This is a genomic window from Streptomyces sp. NPDC058469, from assembly GCF_042721125.1.
GTDB lineage: Bacteria > Actinomycetota > Actinomycetes > Streptomycetales > Streptomycetaceae > Streptomyces.
Genome location: NZ_JBHXME010000074.1, coordinates 35,307 through 48,916, shown reverse-complemented (window position 1 = coordinate 48,916; position 13,610 = coordinate 35,307). Strand labels below are relative to the sequence as shown.

Genomic DNA, 13,610 nt, shown 5'->3' with positions numbered 1-13,610 from the left:
GGCGGTACGGCGAGCCCGCCGCTGGTTGTGCCCCTCTGGTGTTGCCACAGTTGGAGGGGTGGGGACCAGGTACGCGGCGGGCTGCGCCGTACCGCCACGACCCGCTCCCGTTTCGTTGGCGGGTGCGGGTGCGTGGTCCATTCCGGCCCATTCCGGACGGGGGCAACTGGCCGTGCGTGAGGGGGAGTTCAGGAACGGAGCCACTCGGCCGTGAAGTTGGTGGCGTAGCCGGAGCCGCCGAGGGTGGTGAGGGTGGAGCCGGAGTTCTGGAGGCCGTAGAGCGCGAGTTTGTCGCCGGTCGCGCATTTGAGGAGGGCGGTGCCGGTGACGCTGGTCGCGCCGGGGCCGGCGCCCACCAGCCAGGTGGCGCGGGGGACTCCGGCGCCGTTCTGGTAGATGCGGGCGCCGCGCGAGCCGGTCGTCGACTCGTTGAACCAGGTGATGGTGCCGGTTACCCGCCACCACCCCGCCCTCGGCACGGTGTACGTGTTCGACCCCGACCAGCCGGTGACGTCGTCGATGTCTGTCGTCTGGAGCGTGATCTGGGTCCAGGGCCCGGTCGCCACGGATTGCGCTGTGGTCTGCTCGACGCTCAGCAGGATCTTTGAACGGCCCTCCGCGTACTGCCAGTTGGAGCCGTCCCAGCGTTGCAGCAGCCCGGCCGCGTTCTCCTGGTACTGGCCGGTGTAGCTCCCCGTGCTCAGCGCTCCGATCGGCGCGATACCGCCGACCGCCTTCGGGTACGACACCCACGCCGAGCCGTCCCAGCGCTGGAACGTGCCCGGGGTGTCCCGGTACTGCCCGGGATAGGCGCCGTCGAAGCCGGACGCCGGCACGATCCCGCCCAACGCCGCTGTGGAGTAGCGGAGGTTGGTGACCGCCGTGGTCCAGGACAGGCCGCCGGCGCCTGCCGAGGCGCCGGCCGGTACCGCGATCCGGTAGAGCGGGATGGCGTTGCCGTTCGGGGTGTTGGGCACGGTGGGCGTGGCCGCCGGGGTGCCCTGAACGAGCCGTACCAGTGCGGTGGTTGTGCCTGTGCCGTCGTACTCGTCGTCCAGTACGGCGAGTTCGACCAGGTCGATCCGGGCGTACTGGGCGTCGCCGTCCGGCACGGTCAGGGGCTCCGGGTCGGTCACCGCGACCGGGTAGGCGCCCTGGAGGATCCGGCCGCTCTGCACGAAGGCACGCCCGGTGCCGATCGTGAACGTCATCGCCCCGGTGGTGCCGGTGAGCGCGAAGCCGCCCGGGACGATGCCGCCGCGCGCCTTGAGTGGGACGTTCTCGGCCGCGCCGGCGTTGATCGTGAGCAGGCCGGAGAGGGTGAGCCGGGTGTCCTGGCGGGTCTGGTCGTTCGTGGTGAGCCAGGCCGTTGTGACCGTCATGCGATCACCACTCCGCCGAGCGCCAGCGCACCGAGAGCTGCGCGCCCGTGTCGTAGGTGTCCGGGCGGAACGCCAGCTCGGCGCGGCCCGGTTCGAAGGCGAAGAGTTCTTCTGGGCTGCTGTCCGCGGCCGCGGTGTGGCGGCGTGAGGCCGTGGAGTTGAGGGTGACCGTGCCGGCCGCCGTGTCCACGACCAGTTCGTCGCCTGTCGCGAGTCCGATCTCGTAGCGCAGCCGTCGTCCCGAAGTCCGGTCGGTGACCGTGGGGTTGGTGCAGGGGCCGGTGAACGTGAGGATCGGGTGGGTGGGTGCCGAACCGGAGTTGTCGGCACCCACGTCACCGGTGGACGACGCCTGGCCCCAGTACAGCGGCCAGGTCAGCGGCCAGGTGAGCCCGCTCTCCGGCTGCGGGGCACCGGTGACGGCCGTCTGCTCGTCGACGGTGTACCGGCGCGGATCGGTGGCGTACCACTGCACGGACGCCTTGGAGACGCCCTGGGTGGTGTACGTCCGGTCGGCGGCGAGGACGCGCTGCGAGACCCGTGCCCTGATGGCGAGGGTCTCGCCGTGCAGCCGTACCGCCAGCCAGCGCTCCGAGTCGCCGAGCAGCAGCGCCTGGCGCAGGGCGCGCATCGCGGAGAGGGAGGAGGCGGTGTCGTCGCTGGTCGGCACGGTCCACACCGAGCCGCCGACCTTACGGGGCTTGGCGTACCGCGCGCCCGGCCAGGCGCCGTGCGCGGTCGGGTGGTCGGCGTCGGTCGTGTCGTAGTCCGGCAGATCCTCCCAGCCGGTCAGCCCGTCACTCCCGATCTCGTACGGCGTACCGGGGCCGAGCAGCAGTCCGGCCCACTGCATCTGCCCGTCGCGGGTGATGAGTGAGCCGGGGGGAACGTCATCGGTGGATGTGGTGGATGTGGTGGATGTGGTGGACGTGGTGGATGTGATGGATGTGGTGGTGGATGTGATGGTCGTCAGATCGGCCATGGGGCCGTCACCTCACTGGGGTGGGTGGGTGGTGATGGGTGATGGGTGCCGCTGCGTGAGCGGGGGCGGGCGGGAGTGGCTGCCGCCTCGTACGCGGGCTCGGGTGGTTGCGGCTTCGCGCGTGGGCTTGGGTAGCCGCCGCCTCGTACGCGGGCTCGGGAGATCGCCGTTTCGCGCGTGGGCTTGGGTGGCTGCCGCCTCATGCGCGGGCGTGGGCGGAGGCCAGGAAGAGCAGGTCGGTCGCGGTGCCGTGGGCGCCGGTGCCGTTGCTCTCGTGGAACTCCTTGATGTGGTGGGTGGGTTGGGTGTGCTTGGCCGTCCGGCTGCGGGCTGCGAGGGTGCGCTGTCGTTCCAGGGCGGTGAGCGACAGGACCTTGCCGGTCCTGGCACCGGGGACCGCGATACCGCCCTCCGCGAGCATCGGGATCTTGCTGAGATGCACGCCGAACTTTTTGCCGAGGATGCTGAAGCTGAGCTTGTTCAGGCCGTCGATCACCCAGTTCGCGAAGGCGACGAGGCCCTCGATCGGTCCCTTCACGACCCCGGCGACGGTCTGCGCGCCGGTGGTGACGAACTGCCCCATCGCGCGCAGGGTGTTGGAGGTGGCGTCCTTGACCCGGGTGAAGCCTGCCGGGATCTGCTTGGTGATCCAGTTCAGCACCGGCTTGACGGCGTTCTTGAAGCCGCTCCAGATCGCGGACACCTTGCCGCTGAGGGCGTGCGTGTCGCCGGTGGTCAGCGCCTTGAGGACGGCGAAGCCGGTGCCGATGACGGTGCCGAGGACGGAGAGGGTGGTGGTGATCAGGGTGAGGTAGCCGGTGACGTAGGTGTTCACCGCGCTCGCGATGAGCTTGAGGATCGGGCCGAGGATCGTGAGGTAGCTCTGGACGTACTTCAGGATCAGCGTGGCCAGTTGGTCCATCAGGCGTTGGCCGGTCTCGGAGTTCAGGGCGATGTCCAGCAGCCAGCCCGCCAGCGGGAGGAGCAGACCGGCGACGAAACCGATCGGGTTGGCTCGGGTGAGGGCGTTGACGACGATCATCACGCCGGAGCCGATGGTCATGGCCGTGCCGAAGGTGTCCAGGAGGCCGCCTAGGACACCGGAGGCGGCGATCAGGGCGCCGACGATGGCGATGACTCCGCCGAGGCCGGTGGTGAGTTTGCCGAGGGATTTTCCGGCGGACCTGACCCTGGTGCTGGTGGACTTGATGCCGGATGCGGCGGTGGTGGCTGTCTGACCGGTCCTGGTGACGGAACGGGCTGTGTTCCCCGCGTCCTCCTTCACCTTGCTCAGGAAGGCGGAGGCCTGATCGGCGTCACTGCGCAGCCTGAGGACGGCGTCCGATGCGGAGTCCAGACCGGATCTCGACGCCCGTAGTGACCGGGCGGCCTGAACGGCGGCGCTCTCCGACTTCGCCAGCGTCCTGGTCGCTACGGCCAGAGCGCTCGCCATACTGCTCATCCGCGCGCCTTCGCCAGGAACATCAATGCGTCGGCGGTCCGCTGCGGGCTGCTGGTCTCGGCCGCGTAGTAGTGCTCGATATGCAGCGCGCTGCCATCGGTAGCGGAGACACCGGCGTACGCCCGCCCTTGCGAGGCCGCTCGCTTCAGGAGCCGGTCGAGCTTGCTGAGCGGCAGTACGGCCTCGGCCTCACCGGCCTCGGCCAGGAGCGCCGGGACACCGCCGGAGCGGGGCATGACGACACCGCCGGAGGCCAGCGCGGGGATCCTCGGCAGGCTGACGCCGAAGGTCTTGCCGCCGACCATCGGGACCCAGCCGGGGATGGAGACGTGGATGCCGTTGAGGGCGCCGATCGCGCGGTTGATGAGACCGATGACGGCGTTGATCGGGTCGCGCACCGCGCCCTTGATGCCGTCGAAGGCCCGGCCGGCGATGCCCTTCAGTCCGCCCCAGATGCTGGACAGCCGGTCCTTTACGGCCCGGAAGGCGTCCGGGATCGCGGACTTGACCCAGCTGACGACCGGCGAGATGACGGCCTTGATGCCCTTCCAGACGTTGGAGACGACCGTGCTGATCGCCTTCAGGACGCCGGTGATGATCGACTTCCACACGTTGACGTAGGTCCTGATGACCGTGGCGACGGCCTTGACGATGTTCGTGATCGCCGTCTTGATGCCGCTCCAGACCGACTTGATCAGCTTGCCGGCGTTCTTCATGATCGGCTCGATGGCCTTCATGACGCTGCTGATCACGGCCTTGATGACCTCGAAGGCCTGCTTCAGGACCTTCTGCATGGTCTTCGAGTTGGTCACCATGTCGATGACCTTGTCGATGAGCGGCTGGAGCAGGCTCATGAGCAGGCCGAAGAAGTTCCCCTTCATCGACCTGTTCATCTTGTCCTGGCCCTTGGCCGCCTTGCCCGCCCCGGTCTCGTACTTCCCGAGGTCGGTTCCGGCGCTGGAACCCGTCTTGCCGGCCTTGCCGAGGGACTTCTCGGCCTGGTCGGAGGCGGTCTTGAGGTCTTTCAGGTCTTTGGACGAGCCCTGGGCCGAGCTCTTCAACAGCTTGAGGTTGGTCTCCCCCGACTTGGCGTTCTCACCCACGCTCTTCGCGGATCTGCCGGCCGCGTCCGCCTGGGCCTTGAAGTTCTTGAGAGCTGAGGTCGTACTGCTCAGCGAGCGAGCGAGTCCCATGATCCATCCATCCTTTCGGTCGAAGCAGGACTCTTATGCGGCGGCTTGTGCCACTCGCTCCATCTCCTGCGAGAGATTGGTCAGGGACCGTGCCAGGGCGGTGGCAACCCGTCGGGCGTCCTTCAGGTTCTGGATGTCAGCAGGACGTATCGGACCCTGTGGCTGAGGGCCGGTCGGCTTCTTCCCGTATTTGAGGAACTGGTTGGGTTTCTCTTCGAATCCCCGCTTGTCCAACAGGTTCTTGAGGAGGTTCGTCCAGGAGAGCAACTGGATTCCGAAGAGGCCGATGACGGCAAGGGTCAGCGCCTCCAACTTGCCGGCGAGCAGGCTCTCGACGACTTTTCCGACTCCGGTGCCGAGGGCATCGGCCCACGTGGAGATTTGCGTCTTCCAGTCGGCTCCCTCGTCTTTTTTCTCTTCCGCGGACCCTCCGCCGGCCTTCCCTCCTTCCTTTCCGGTCAGCTTCTTCATCTCCGCGTCGAAGTAAGCGCGGGTGAGCATCTGTTCCTTGATGTGGACGACGTTCCCGCCGACCGTTCCGAGTTGTCCCTTGACTGCATCTATGCGGTCGCAAATGTCCGCATTGGTCGGCTCGCTCATCGGTGGAGATCCTCCAAAAGGTCACTTGGGCAGTGCTGTGTCCGTACGCTGGCGATGTGGGATATGGATCGGTTCTTTCTTCTCGGAGGCGGGAATCTTGAGTTTCTGGGCATACGCGGTGATCGCCGTCGCCTGTATCGGCTTCTTCTTGGTCGACATTCGTGGACTTCGCATCTATCGCGCACTGCGGGTTCGGGGCGTTCCGGTGAAGGTGAGATGCATCGGGATCGACAAAGAGAAAAACGGTCGGTACACAATGGTGTTCAGATATGTGTATGCCGAAGAGGGTCTCGTCTACCAATTTAAAGAGACGAATTACAGGACGCCGCCCGTGGATGTGGGTGAAGAGCTGGACGCGCTTCACGACCCCGCTCGCTACGCTCCACCCTCACTTGCGTCCAGGCATACCCTGAAAAGGGCTTTTCCGTACCCTTCGTGCGTGGCTCTGCCTGTGCTGATAGCCGCGACGATTGCCCTTGTCGAGAGCCACTGAAGTGAGAGGGGAAGACCCGGGAGGGACGCATGGTGATCGTCGGCACGTGAAGGGGTCGCGGTGGCGACCGTATTGATCGCGATCGTGCCTCTTGTCGACGAGTGAGCGCTACGACGCCGGTCGCGCCGGAGATCAACAACATGGCCGGACGCTGATATCAGGCGGCAGGAGGGCGGGCATCCCCTCCCGGGTGGGCGCTACTGCCCGGTCTGCGGTTGGCCCGCCCCAAAGGCGCCGGTGAACTCCGACCACGCCGCCCGGCTCACGGTGGCCCACGGCAGTTCCGGGTGCTTCGAGTCGCGGAGCGCGATGAGGGGGCCGGCCGTCGCCATCTCGACGCAGTTGTTGGCGGATGCCTCGGAGTACGAGGACTTGATCCACTTCAACTCGGGCACGGCGGCTTCCTCTTACAGCTCTTTGATGATGTCGAGGATGACGTCCCTCGACTGGCTGCGATTCAACGCTACTTGTTCGACCGCGTCCATACGGCGCCGGAAGTTGGCCAGTTGCGCGGGGGCGTCGAAGAAGACGGCCCCGGTGGGGGAGTCCAGTTGGACCGTGTCCAGGTGGGGGCTGTCGGCCGCCACGTAGAGCACGGAGTCGCCCGCCATGGGGAATCCGCCCGCGCTGAACGGGATCACGAGGAGCGTGACGTTGCCCCGCTCGCTCTCCGAGAGCAGGTGGCTGAGCTGTGTGCGGGCCACCTGCCGGCCGCCCACCTGCATACGGAGCGCGGTCTCGTGAATCACGCCCTGGTATGGCACCGGGGGTTCCTTGGTGATCACCGCGTGGCGGGCGAGACGTTGGGCGATGCGCAGTTCCACTTCCAGGCGCGGCAGTGCCGGGATGAACAGGTCGAAGAGAGCGCGCGCGTGGTCCTCGACCTGGAACATGCCCGGCAGATGAGCGGTCTGGAGCGTGCGCAGCGACGCCGCGTGATGCTCCAGTTCGGCCAGGTCCAGGAAGTCGGGCGGCACCTTGCCCCGGTACTCGTCCCACCAGCCTCCGCTGCGCCCACCCGTCATCGAGGCCAGCGCGTCGATCAGCGTCGGGTCGTCGCACTCGTAGATCGCCGCCAGGCGTCGCAGGCGCTGCTCGCTGATGCCGAAGCGGCCCGCCTCGGTGTTGGAGATCGTGGTGCGGTCCGTGCCGAGGAGTTCGGCGGCTCGCGGTGCGGACATGCCGGTGGCTTCCCGCAGCCGTCGTAGCTCGGCGCCGAAACGGCGTTGCCGGACTGTCGGGGCCTGCCTCGGTGCCATGTCGTCCTCTCCTCGCTCGCGCACAGTGTGCCCACCGGTGTCGGGCCCGTCTATCGAACACCAAAATTCAACCTGTTGGGGTTAACTCGGTCTCACGGGTTGGAAATTGCCGCTACGGTGTGACGCAAGCCACTCATCGACTCCCCGCGAGGTGCACGATGGACCTTCCCCCCTTCAACACCACCCCCACCCGCGTCGGTTGGGACACCTCCGCCCTCGACCCCCTCCGCCCCGTCGCCGAAGCCCGGCACCGCACCCGCGTCTGGCTTCAAGAGCACTGGAAACTGGGCGAGTTGGCCGACTCCGTCGAGCTCGCCGTGGGGGAGCTGTGCACCAACGCCGTACGGCACGGGGGCGGGCTCGCCGGGCTGGAGCTGACGCTCGGGGTCGGGCGGCAGTTCGCTCCGCCGTTTCTGCGGGTGATGGTGACCGACCACGCCCCCGGGCTGGTGCCCGAACTGCCCGCGGACGCCGACCTGTTCAGCGAGGGCGGCCGGGGGCTGCGGCTCGTCGAGGCGTTGGCGCGGCGGTGGGGGTGGCACCGTACGGGGTTCGACGAGAAGCAGGTGTGGTGCACGTTCGCTGTGTGAGCGGCGCCTACGGCCGGCCCCCGCGTCCCCGTCCCGCCTCCGTCAGCGCGTCCGTCCACCCCGCCGCGTACGCCCGCGACTCCCGTGTGAGCAACTCCTCGTACAGCCGGTCGAGCAACGCCGTGCGGTCGGGGGCGGGGGAGTGCAGGAGGTGGGCGAGGCGGGTGTAGGTGTCGATCGGCTGCTGCGGGGAGTGACTCGTGCCAGTCGCCATGTCGTCGTCCTGCTTTCCTGTCTGTCCGCTCGGCTGGTGGTACAGGTGGCGCTCCTGGTGCGCTCGAAGCGTCAGTTCGAACTAGTGTACGAGTAATCCTGTGGTGGTGTTTCGTGTTTGCCGAAGACAGTTGCCCGCTTTGCGGGCCGGACCTGCGGTGATACGGGGTGCGGTGGAGGTTGTGCCAGGTTGGTGAAGTAGGATCCGGCCGTTCTCCCGTCGGTGAATGAAAGGTGAATGACCAGGCCCGGTGCGGCGTTTGGGGGCCTGTCTACGACGGTGGGCGGCGATGGGGCGGCCGTCCTCGCGCTGGGGGGCGCGGTGGGGCAGGGACGAGAGCAAGGCCTACGGGGTGGATGGCAACGCGAGCAACGCGCGGCAGACGCATGTGATCGACTGGCTTGAACAAGCTCCCGATCTGCCCCATCTCATCGCCCGCCTGTCCGAACTGGTCCTACGGCTCGGCCACGCCCCCGACGACCTGGTGATCCTGCCCCGCGCCGAACTCGACCGGCGTGAACTGGCCGCCTACAGCGCGGGTTGGGCCGACGTGGTCGACGAGCAACTCCCGGCCGTGCGGCTGGCGTACGAGCAACGGATCACCGCCGCCTACCTCCAGGGGCAGGAGGACGCCCGCACCGGGCGCCGGCCGCGCCGCGCACGGGATCGTGACTACGGCGGCGGGGGTGGTGGGGGTGAGGTCATTCAGCTTCCCTACGTCCAACTGCTCCGGCCACCCTCCGAGTTGACGCGGGTAGAAGAGCGCGGGGAACGGGAGCGGGTCGTGGCGGACGGGACGCCGTCACCCGTACCGGATGCGGAGACGGACGTACCGGACGCGGATACGGAAGCCGACGACATCCTTGTCACCGCCCGTGACGTGCGCGAGAAGCGTGCCGCGCCCGCCGAACGGCGTTCGGTCGTACGGCGCAACGGGCGGCCCAGCGTGCCCCGGCTGAACACCGGTGCCGGACGCGACAAGGGACGTAGAACCGAGCCCTCCGAACCGGCACCCTCCTCTGCCTCCGCCAACGACCGGGGCGAGAAACGCCCCCGTCTCTCCGCCAAGGCTCGTGCCCTCGCGGACGAGTTGGAGGGCCGGGCCCCCGGCCGGCGCCGGGACGAAGAGACGGGACCGGCGGAGGACCCGGCGGGCTGAACAGTGCCGGCACACACCGACACCGGGCCCACCGGCCCCAATCAACCGAAGAAACGGGCCAGTTGGACCGTCGACGGCGCCGTATCCGCAGCCGCCGTCTCCTCCGGCCTCGCCCCGCCGCCCGGCGTCTCCTCGCCCCCGGTCCCCGTGTCGTCGTACGAAGGCCGCGGTACCGGTGTCGGTGGGTCCGGCTGGTCGCCCTCCTCCGAGTTGACGGAGGCGAACATCCAGTTCGCGGCGGCGAGATGGTCCACGGCGGCGGCCAGCAGATGGTCGGTCACCGACCAGTCGGCGGCCTCGCCGTGCAGCTCCCGGTTGAGGGCGCTGTCGCGCGGCAACTGCTTGACGAGCACGGTGAGTCGGCGCGCGGAGAGCCGGTCACGGTGCCAGTCGAGCAGATCGATGCCGTAATAGCGGAGCAGGTCCGCTTCGAGGGCCTCGGCGTGTTCGTCCACGAACCCGACGAGGCTCAGCCTTCCCCCAGGCCGAGCCCGGTCTCCTTGCCGTAGGCCTCCAGGATGGCGGCGATGTCCTGCATCGTGACCTCGTGCTGCTCGAAGCGGGTGAACTGCTTCTCGCCCAGGAGGAGTCGGAGCAGCCCGTCCACGTCGTTGTCGTCGAGCTTGCGCAGCGCCCTGGCGGTGGCGCGGGTCAGCTCGGTGGGGAGGGTGTAGCTCTCGGTGTCGAGTTCGAACGACCAGGTGCGGCCGAGGGCTTCGAGCCGCTGGGCGCGGGCTGCGTTGACGTCGAAACGGGCCATGGTGATGAGTGCTCCTTAACAGGCTTTGGAGGAGAGGGAGTTGGGGCCCGGGGTGGGACAGGCGGCCGTGCCTGTCCCACCCCGGTGGGTCAGGACGCGGCGTACGCGGCGTCCTTCATCACGAAGCTGGCCAGCGCCGAACCGTCGGCGGCGGACATCGCGCTGAAGGTGATGCCGAGCTGGGCCGCGGACTTCCGGGCCAGCTTGATGTCGTCCGCCGCGGTGACCTGACCGCGCGGGATGCCGAAGCGGTACGTCACGGTCGAACCGTCGCTCGCCCGGACGTCCGTGAACTCCAGCCCGAGGGCGCGTACATCGGCGAACGGCCGGTCGGCGATGTCGTACTGGTAGACGCCCGTCGAACCCGTCACCGCGCTGACCCCGCCGCCGCCCATGAAGAACGGCAGCGTGTCCTCGTTGAACTGCATCAGCGAGAACTTCAGGGTCAGGTCGCGGTCCGAGTACACGAAGTGCACCGGGCTGACGGCCTGCCACACGTCGATCGGCTCCAGCTTGTCCTTCTTGCTGAAGGTGACGCCGTCACCGGAGGTGAAGCCGAGGTTCTTCCAGGTCGCCCAGTCGGTGGCGGTGTCGGAGGAGAAGGTCGACGGGACGTCGGTGTCGGCGGCGGCGACGTACAGGCGGCCTACGCCGGCGATGCGGATCTCGGAGGAGTTGGTTCCTGCCATGGGTGAATCTCCTTGTTTTCCGGGTGAGTTGAGATGGGGTGCTGTCGTACTCGGGAGGTCCGGGTACGAAGAAGGCCCCGCCGGGGGGTGGCGGGGCCTTCGGTCTGTGGGGCGCGGAGCGTCTGCGCGGATCAGCTGATCAGTAGCGGACCAGCGGATCAGTAGACGTCCACGTACACCTTCATCACCGTGACGTAGCGGTTGGCCGCGGAGTAGAGGTAGTCGGGCAGCCAGCGCGGGCCGTCCTGCTCCTCGACCTCGGTGACGAGGTTCGTGCCGTACTTGTTGTTCGCCATCGCCAGTACGGCCTGGCGGGCGTCGTTGGCCAGGACGTGCGCGGCCTGTTTGGTCGGGCCGTACACCTCCAGCTCGATCAGCGGCTGGTCGACATGGCGTTCGCCGACCCAGGCGCCGCCGCGCCGGTTGACGAACACGGCGGCGGCCGTGCCGTCGAAGCCGGTCGGCGCCTGTACGGCGACGATCGCGCCGGAGAGCCGGGAGTCGTCCTCCAGGATGTCGACGATCATCGCCTCGACGTCCGGGAAGGCGCTCGGTGGAGTGGGTGTGGTCATGCCGGGTCACCTCGGGGCAGCTTCGGGAGAGCGTGCGGGACGCGACGAGGCACTGAGCGGCCGACCTGCGGGCGCAGCTCCGCCGCTGCACCAACTGTGACAGACGAGCGTGCGCGCACGCAACTAAAAACCGAGGGGAGTGGGGGGAAGGTGCAGTGGGGGTGGGGGTTGGGGTGGGGGGAGAAGTCTGTGAGCGGAGAGGGAGGGACCAGTTCCCTCGTACCGCGAACCGGCGAACCGGTGACCGGAAGTCAGCCGGTCAGTCGGTCACCAGCAGTCGTGCTTCCTCGTGTTCGGCGTGTCCTACGGCCGGCACGTCGTTCGGCAGGAACTGCTCGACCACGCGCACGAACATCTCCCGCCGGTCGGCCGGCACCCCCAGCAGATCGGCGACCTCCTCAAGGGTGGGGCGGCGGGTGAACTCGGCGCCGGGTGCGGGGGAGGCCAAGTAGTCGTGGGGGTCGGCGAGTTCCTCCGCGGTGAGCCGGCCGGAGCGGATGAGCATGTCGCGGACCGGCACTCCCAGCACGCGGGCGAGCCTGCGCGTGGTCTCCAGGTCCGGCATGCTCTGGCGCTGCAGCAGGCGCGTGACGGCGGCCCGGTGGACACCCGCCTCGTCCGCTATCCGGGACTTGCCGCCGCCGCGCGGGCTGTCGATGTCGTAGCCGCGGTCGCGCATCAGGTCCTCGACCCACGCGGCGAACGCGTCCAGATCCTGGCTGGTCATCTGTGTGCTCGCTTCCTTTGGATGGCAGCGAGTTTAGCTTGCTTGCGCGCACGGAATTACGTGCTCGCGTGCAAGCACTGAGGAAAATCGGCTCAATTAGGGGGAGGTTCGGTGGAGATGGGGGCATGGGGGCCGGTTTCGTGACGGGTTGTCGTCACGTCTGTGACGTGAGTGATCGAAGTTTTCGTTGCGAGCGCGCGCGCAATCTGTAAACCTGGACGGCCGGACGGCACTTGCCACCTGCCTGTGCCACACCCGTCCTACAGGGAGGCCCCATGCCCATCGACTCCTGCCCACCACTGCGCCCGTACGACGAACCCGCCGGCTGGCAGACCGCCGCCGCCTGTGCCGGGCTTCCGCCCAAGGCCGTCTTCTCCAAGAAGGTCAAGGAGGCCGCCCCCGTCCTGCGGGCCTGCGCCCGCTGCCCGGTACGGCGGGACTGCGAGCGGATCGTCGCGCCGGCCGACAACTGGTTCGACGGCGTCTGCGGCGGCCGCCTCTACCGCTCCGGCCGCCCGGTCGAGATCCCCGCACACCTCCTCCCGGCCGCCCTGACGGCCCTGCCGGCGCTGCCGACCACGCGCGCTCCGCGGGGAGGCTCCCTTGCCTGACCCGAGTCCGGCGTCCGCCGCGACGGATCCGACCGCGCAGGCCGCCCTCTGGATCGGCATGCTGCTCCAGCAGTTCCCCGAACTCACCGTCGAACTCGCCCCCGGCCGCACCGCACCCACCCAGCGCGCGCCCGCTCCGCCGCCCCCGCCCGACCTCGCCGACCGGCTCCGCGAGGAGCGCGCCGAGGCCCTCCTCCTGGAACAACGGCACGGACTCGTCGCCCCCGGCCACAGCGCGGCCCCGCTGCGCCTGCACATCTCCGACACGATCCGGGACATCACGGACGGCGTCGTAGAACTGGAAGAGGCCGTGCGGGACCGGCTCGGCCTGCCCCGTGCGCGGCGCGCGTCCGTGCCCGAGCGGTTGCGGCGGATCGCCGGGCTGCTCGACGAGGTGGCCGCCGACGCCGTACTCGCGGCACACGTACGGGACGAGACCCGGCGCATGGCCCGGCGCTGTGCCCGCGCCCTGGGGGACACCGAGACCGTCGTACCGGTGCCGGGCCGTTGCCCCTGGTGCGACTCGGTCTCGCTGCGGGCCTTCCCGGACCGCGGCGCGGTGCTCTGTGTGAACCCCGCCTGCCGTTGCCCGGCGCCGGACTGCGGCTGCCACGACGACCCGGCCTACCGGCACACCTGGAACGAGGGGGAGTGGGAGCGATGACGGAGACGAGGGGCGGACTGCCGACGCTGATCCCAGGACCGCTCGCCGCGCGGGAGGCCGGGGTCGCCCCCGCCACCATCCGCAAGTGGGTCCAGCTCGGGCACCTGGCGCCGGTCGGCAGGGCGGGGCGCGCACAGCTGTTCCGGCTGGAGGACGTCTTCGCCGCGGAACGCGCCGCCGGCGGCATCCGGCGCGCACGCTGACGGACGGCCACCCCGCTCCCCTCTCTATAGGGGACCAGGAGTCTGTACGG

At 68.8% G+C, this 13,610-nt stretch carries 19 protein-coding genes; 6 read left to right on the top strand and 13 right to left on the bottom strand.

Annotated elements, in window-relative coordinates:
- Window positions 1-188 precede the first annotated feature (188 nt).
- The 5 genes from ACFWP5_RS28295 to ACFWP5_RS28275 form a co-directional block, all read right to left on the bottom strand.
- Complete coding sequence (locus ACFWP5_RS28295; protein WP_384162302.1) at window positions 189-1,382, bottom strand: hypothetical protein; 1,194 nt, start codon at window positions 1,380-1,382, stop codon at window positions 189-191.
- Window positions 1,383-1,386: 4 nt separating this feature from the next.
- On the bottom strand, window positions 1,387-2,364 hold the full coding sequence (locus ACFWP5_RS28290; protein WP_384162299.1) for a phage distal tail protein: 978 nt from the start codon (window positions 2,362-2,364) through the stop codon (window positions 1,387-1,389).
- A 199-nt stretch (window positions 2,365-2,563) separates the two neighbouring features.
- Complete coding sequence (locus ACFWP5_RS28285) at window positions 2,564-3,826, bottom strand: tape-measure protein (RefSeq protein ID WP_384162296.1); 1,263 nt, start codon at window positions 3,824-3,826, stop codon at window positions 2,564-2,566.
- On the bottom strand, window positions 3,823-5,019 hold the full coding sequence (locus ACFWP5_RS28280; RefSeq protein ID WP_384162292.1) for a phage tail protein: 1,197 nt from the start codon (window positions 5,017-5,019) through the stop codon (window positions 3,823-3,825). Before ACFWP5_RS28280 ends, ACFWP5_RS28285 begins: the two co-directional genes overlap by 4 nt.
- A gap of 33 nt (window positions 5,020-5,052) precedes the next feature.
- Window positions 5,053-5,619 (bottom strand): hypothetical protein, encoded by a 567-nt coding sequence (locus ACFWP5_RS28275; protein ID WP_384162289.1) that lies wholly within the window; start codon window positions 5,617-5,619, stop codon window positions 5,053-5,055.
- Window positions 5,620-5,716: 97 nt separating this feature from the next.
- Between ACFWP5_RS28275 and ACFWP5_RS28270 the strand changes: the two genes are divergently transcribed.
- Window positions 5,717-6,112, top strand: coding sequence for a hypothetical protein (locus ACFWP5_RS28270; RefSeq protein ID WP_384162286.1), 396 nt, complete (start codon window positions 5,717-5,719; stop codon window positions 6,110-6,112).
- Window positions 6,113-6,309: 197 nt separating this feature from the next.
- Here ACFWP5_RS28270 and ACFWP5_RS28265 read toward each other — a convergent pair whose 3' ends face one another.
- Together ACFWP5_RS28265 and ACFWP5_RS28260 are read right to left on the bottom strand one after the other, a co-directional pair.
- On the bottom strand, window positions 6,310-6,507 hold the full coding sequence (locus ACFWP5_RS28265) for a DUF397 domain-containing protein (RefSeq protein WP_384162283.1): 198 nt from the start codon (window positions 6,505-6,507) through the stop codon (window positions 6,310-6,312).
- A 12-nt stretch (window positions 6,508-6,519) separates the two neighbouring features.
- Complete coding sequence (locus ACFWP5_RS28260; protein ID WP_384162280.1) at window positions 6,520-7,371, bottom strand: helix-turn-helix domain-containing protein; 852 nt, start codon at window positions 7,369-7,371, stop codon at window positions 6,520-6,522.
- 158 nt (window positions 7,372-7,529) lie between these two features.
- On the opposite strand from ACFWP5_RS28260, the gene ACFWP5_RS28255 reads away from it, so the two are divergent.
- Entirely contained in the window at window positions 7,530-7,961 is a 432-nt protein-coding gene (locus ACFWP5_RS28255; RefSeq protein ID WP_384162276.1) for an ATP-binding protein, read from the top strand.
- A 7-nt stretch (window positions 7,962-7,968) separates the two neighbouring features.
- Here ACFWP5_RS28255 and ACFWP5_RS28250 read toward each other — a convergent pair whose 3' ends face one another.
- Window positions 7,969-8,175, bottom strand: a complete 207-nt coding sequence (locus tag ACFWP5_RS28250; protein WP_033279999.1) for a hypothetical protein — start codon at window positions 8,173-8,175, stop codon at window positions 7,969-7,971.
- 289 nt (window positions 8,176-8,464) lie between these two features.
- Here ACFWP5_RS28250 and ACFWP5_RS28245 point away from each other — a divergent pair, with 289 nt between their 5' ends.
- Window positions 8,465-9,334 (top strand): hypothetical protein, encoded by an 870-nt coding sequence (locus ACFWP5_RS28245; protein ID WP_384162273.1) that lies wholly within the window; start codon window positions 8,465-8,467, stop codon window positions 9,332-9,334.
- A 41-nt stretch (window positions 9,335-9,375) separates the two neighbouring features.
- On the opposite strand, the gene ACFWP5_RS28240 is transcribed toward ACFWP5_RS28245, so the two are convergent.
- The 5 genes from ACFWP5_RS28240 to ACFWP5_RS28220 all read right to left on the bottom strand — a co-directional run bounded on the left by ACFWP5_RS28240 (window position 9,376) and on the right by ACFWP5_RS28220 (window position 12,082).
- Window positions 9,376-9,738, bottom strand: a complete 363-nt coding sequence (locus tag ACFWP5_RS28240; protein WP_384162305.1) for a hypothetical protein — start codon at window positions 9,736-9,738, stop codon at window positions 9,376-9,378.
- Window positions 9,739-9,803: 65 nt separating this feature from the next.
- Window positions 9,804-10,094, bottom strand: coding sequence for a hypothetical protein (locus ACFWP5_RS28235; RefSeq protein WP_384162270.1), 291 nt, complete (start codon window positions 10,092-10,094; stop codon window positions 9,804-9,806).
- An 89-nt stretch (window positions 10,095-10,183) separates the two neighbouring features.
- A complete protein-coding gene (locus ACFWP5_RS28230; protein WP_384162267.1) occupies window positions 10,184-10,783 on the bottom strand; it encodes a phage tail protein in 600 nt (199 codons plus the stop codon).
- A 158-nt stretch (window positions 10,784-10,941) separates the two neighbouring features.
- Entirely contained in the window at window positions 10,942-11,355 is a 414-nt protein-coding gene (locus ACFWP5_RS28225) for a hypothetical protein (protein WP_043682841.1), read from the bottom strand.
- Between the two features lie 259 nt (window positions 11,356-11,614).
- Window positions 11,615-12,082: a helix-turn-helix domain-containing protein gene (locus tag ACFWP5_RS28220; RefSeq protein WP_384162264.1), complete on the bottom strand. Its 468-nt coding sequence runs from the start codon at window positions 12,080-12,082 to the stop codon at window positions 11,615-11,617.
- 275 nt (window positions 12,083-12,357) lie between these two features.
- Between ACFWP5_RS28220 and ACFWP5_RS28215 the strand changes: the two genes are divergently transcribed.
- Genes ACFWP5_RS28215 through ACFWP5_RS28205 form a run of 3 tightly spaced genes read left to right on the top strand, consistent with a single transcriptional unit; the run spans window position 12,358 to window position 13,560 of the window.
- Entirely contained in the window at window positions 12,358-12,693 is a 336-nt protein-coding gene (locus ACFWP5_RS28215; RefSeq protein WP_384162261.1) for a WhiB family transcriptional regulator, read from the top strand.
- Window positions 12,686-13,357: a hypothetical protein gene (locus ACFWP5_RS28210; protein ID WP_384162259.1), complete on the top strand. Its 672-nt coding sequence runs from the start codon at window positions 12,686-12,688 to the stop codon at window positions 13,355-13,357. Before ACFWP5_RS28215 ends, ACFWP5_RS28210 begins: the two co-directional genes overlap by 8 nt.
- Window positions 13,354-13,560: a hypothetical protein gene (locus tag ACFWP5_RS28205; protein WP_384162256.1), complete on the top strand. Its 207-nt coding sequence runs from the start codon at window positions 13,354-13,356 to the stop codon at window positions 13,558-13,560. Before ACFWP5_RS28210 ends, ACFWP5_RS28205 begins: the two co-directional genes overlap by 4 nt.
- Window positions 13,561-13,610: the final 50 nt, after the last annotated feature.

What these genes read in the sequence shown, in the direction of transcription:
- ACFWP5_RS28295 (WP_384162302.1), bottom strand. Translation starts at nt 1,382, where the DNA reads ATGACGGTCACAACGGCCTGGCTCACCACGAACGACCAGACCCGCCAG.
- ACFWP5_RS28290 (WP_384162299.1), bottom strand. Translation starts at nt 2,364, where the DNA reads ATGGCCGATCTGACGACCATCACATCCACCACCACATCCATCACATCC.
- ACFWP5_RS28285 (WP_384162296.1), bottom strand. Translation starts at nt 3,826, where the DNA reads ATGAGCAGTATGGCGAGCGCTCTGGCCGTAGCGACCAGGACGCTGGCG.
- ACFWP5_RS28280 (WP_384162292.1), bottom strand. Translation starts at nt 5,019, where the DNA reads ATGGGACTCGCTCGCTCGCTGAGCAGTACGACCTCAGCTCTCAAGAAC.
- ACFWP5_RS28275 (WP_384162289.1), bottom strand. Translation starts at nt 5,619, where the DNA reads ATGAGCGAGCCGACCAATGCGGACATTTGCGACCGCATAGATGCAGTC.
- ACFWP5_RS28260 (WP_384162280.1), bottom strand. Translation starts at nt 7,371, where the DNA reads ATGGCACCGAGGCAGGCCCCGACAGTCCGGCAACGCCGTTTCGGCGCC.
- ACFWP5_RS28255 (WP_384162276.1), top strand. Translation starts at nt 7,530, where the DNA reads ATGGACCTTCCCCCCTTCAACACCACCCCCACCCGCGTCGGTTGGGAC.
- ACFWP5_RS28250 (WP_033279999.1), bottom strand. Translation starts at nt 8,175, where the DNA reads ATGGCGACTGGCACGAGTCACTCCCCGCAGCAGCCGATCGACACCTAC.
- ACFWP5_RS28245 (WP_384162273.1), top strand. Translation starts at nt 8,465, where the DNA reads ATGGGGCGGCCGTCCTCGCGCTGGGGGGCGCGGTGGGGCAGGGACGAG.
- ACFWP5_RS28235 (WP_384162270.1), bottom strand. Translation starts at nt 10,094, where the DNA reads ATGGCCCGTTTCGACGTCAACGCAGCCCGCGCCCAGCGGCTCGAAGCC.
- ACFWP5_RS28230 (WP_384162267.1), bottom strand. Translation starts at nt 10,783, where the DNA reads ATGGCAGGAACCAACTCCTCCGAGATCCGCATCGCCGGCGTAGGCCGC.
- ACFWP5_RS28225 (WP_043682841.1), bottom strand. Translation starts at nt 11,355, where the DNA reads ATGACCACACCCACTCCACCGAGCGCCTTCCCGGACGTCGAGGCGATG.
- ACFWP5_RS28220 (WP_384162264.1), bottom strand. Translation starts at nt 12,082, where the DNA reads ATGACCAGCCAGGATCTGGACGCGTTCGCCGCGTGGGTCGAGGACCTG.
- ACFWP5_RS28215 (WP_384162261.1), top strand. Translation starts at nt 12,358, where the DNA reads ATGCCCATCGACTCCTGCCCACCACTGCGCCCGTACGACGAACCCGCC.
- ACFWP5_RS28205 (WP_384162256.1), top strand. Translation starts at nt 13,354, where the DNA reads ATGACGGAGACGAGGGGCGGACTGCCGACGCTGATCCCAGGACCGCTC.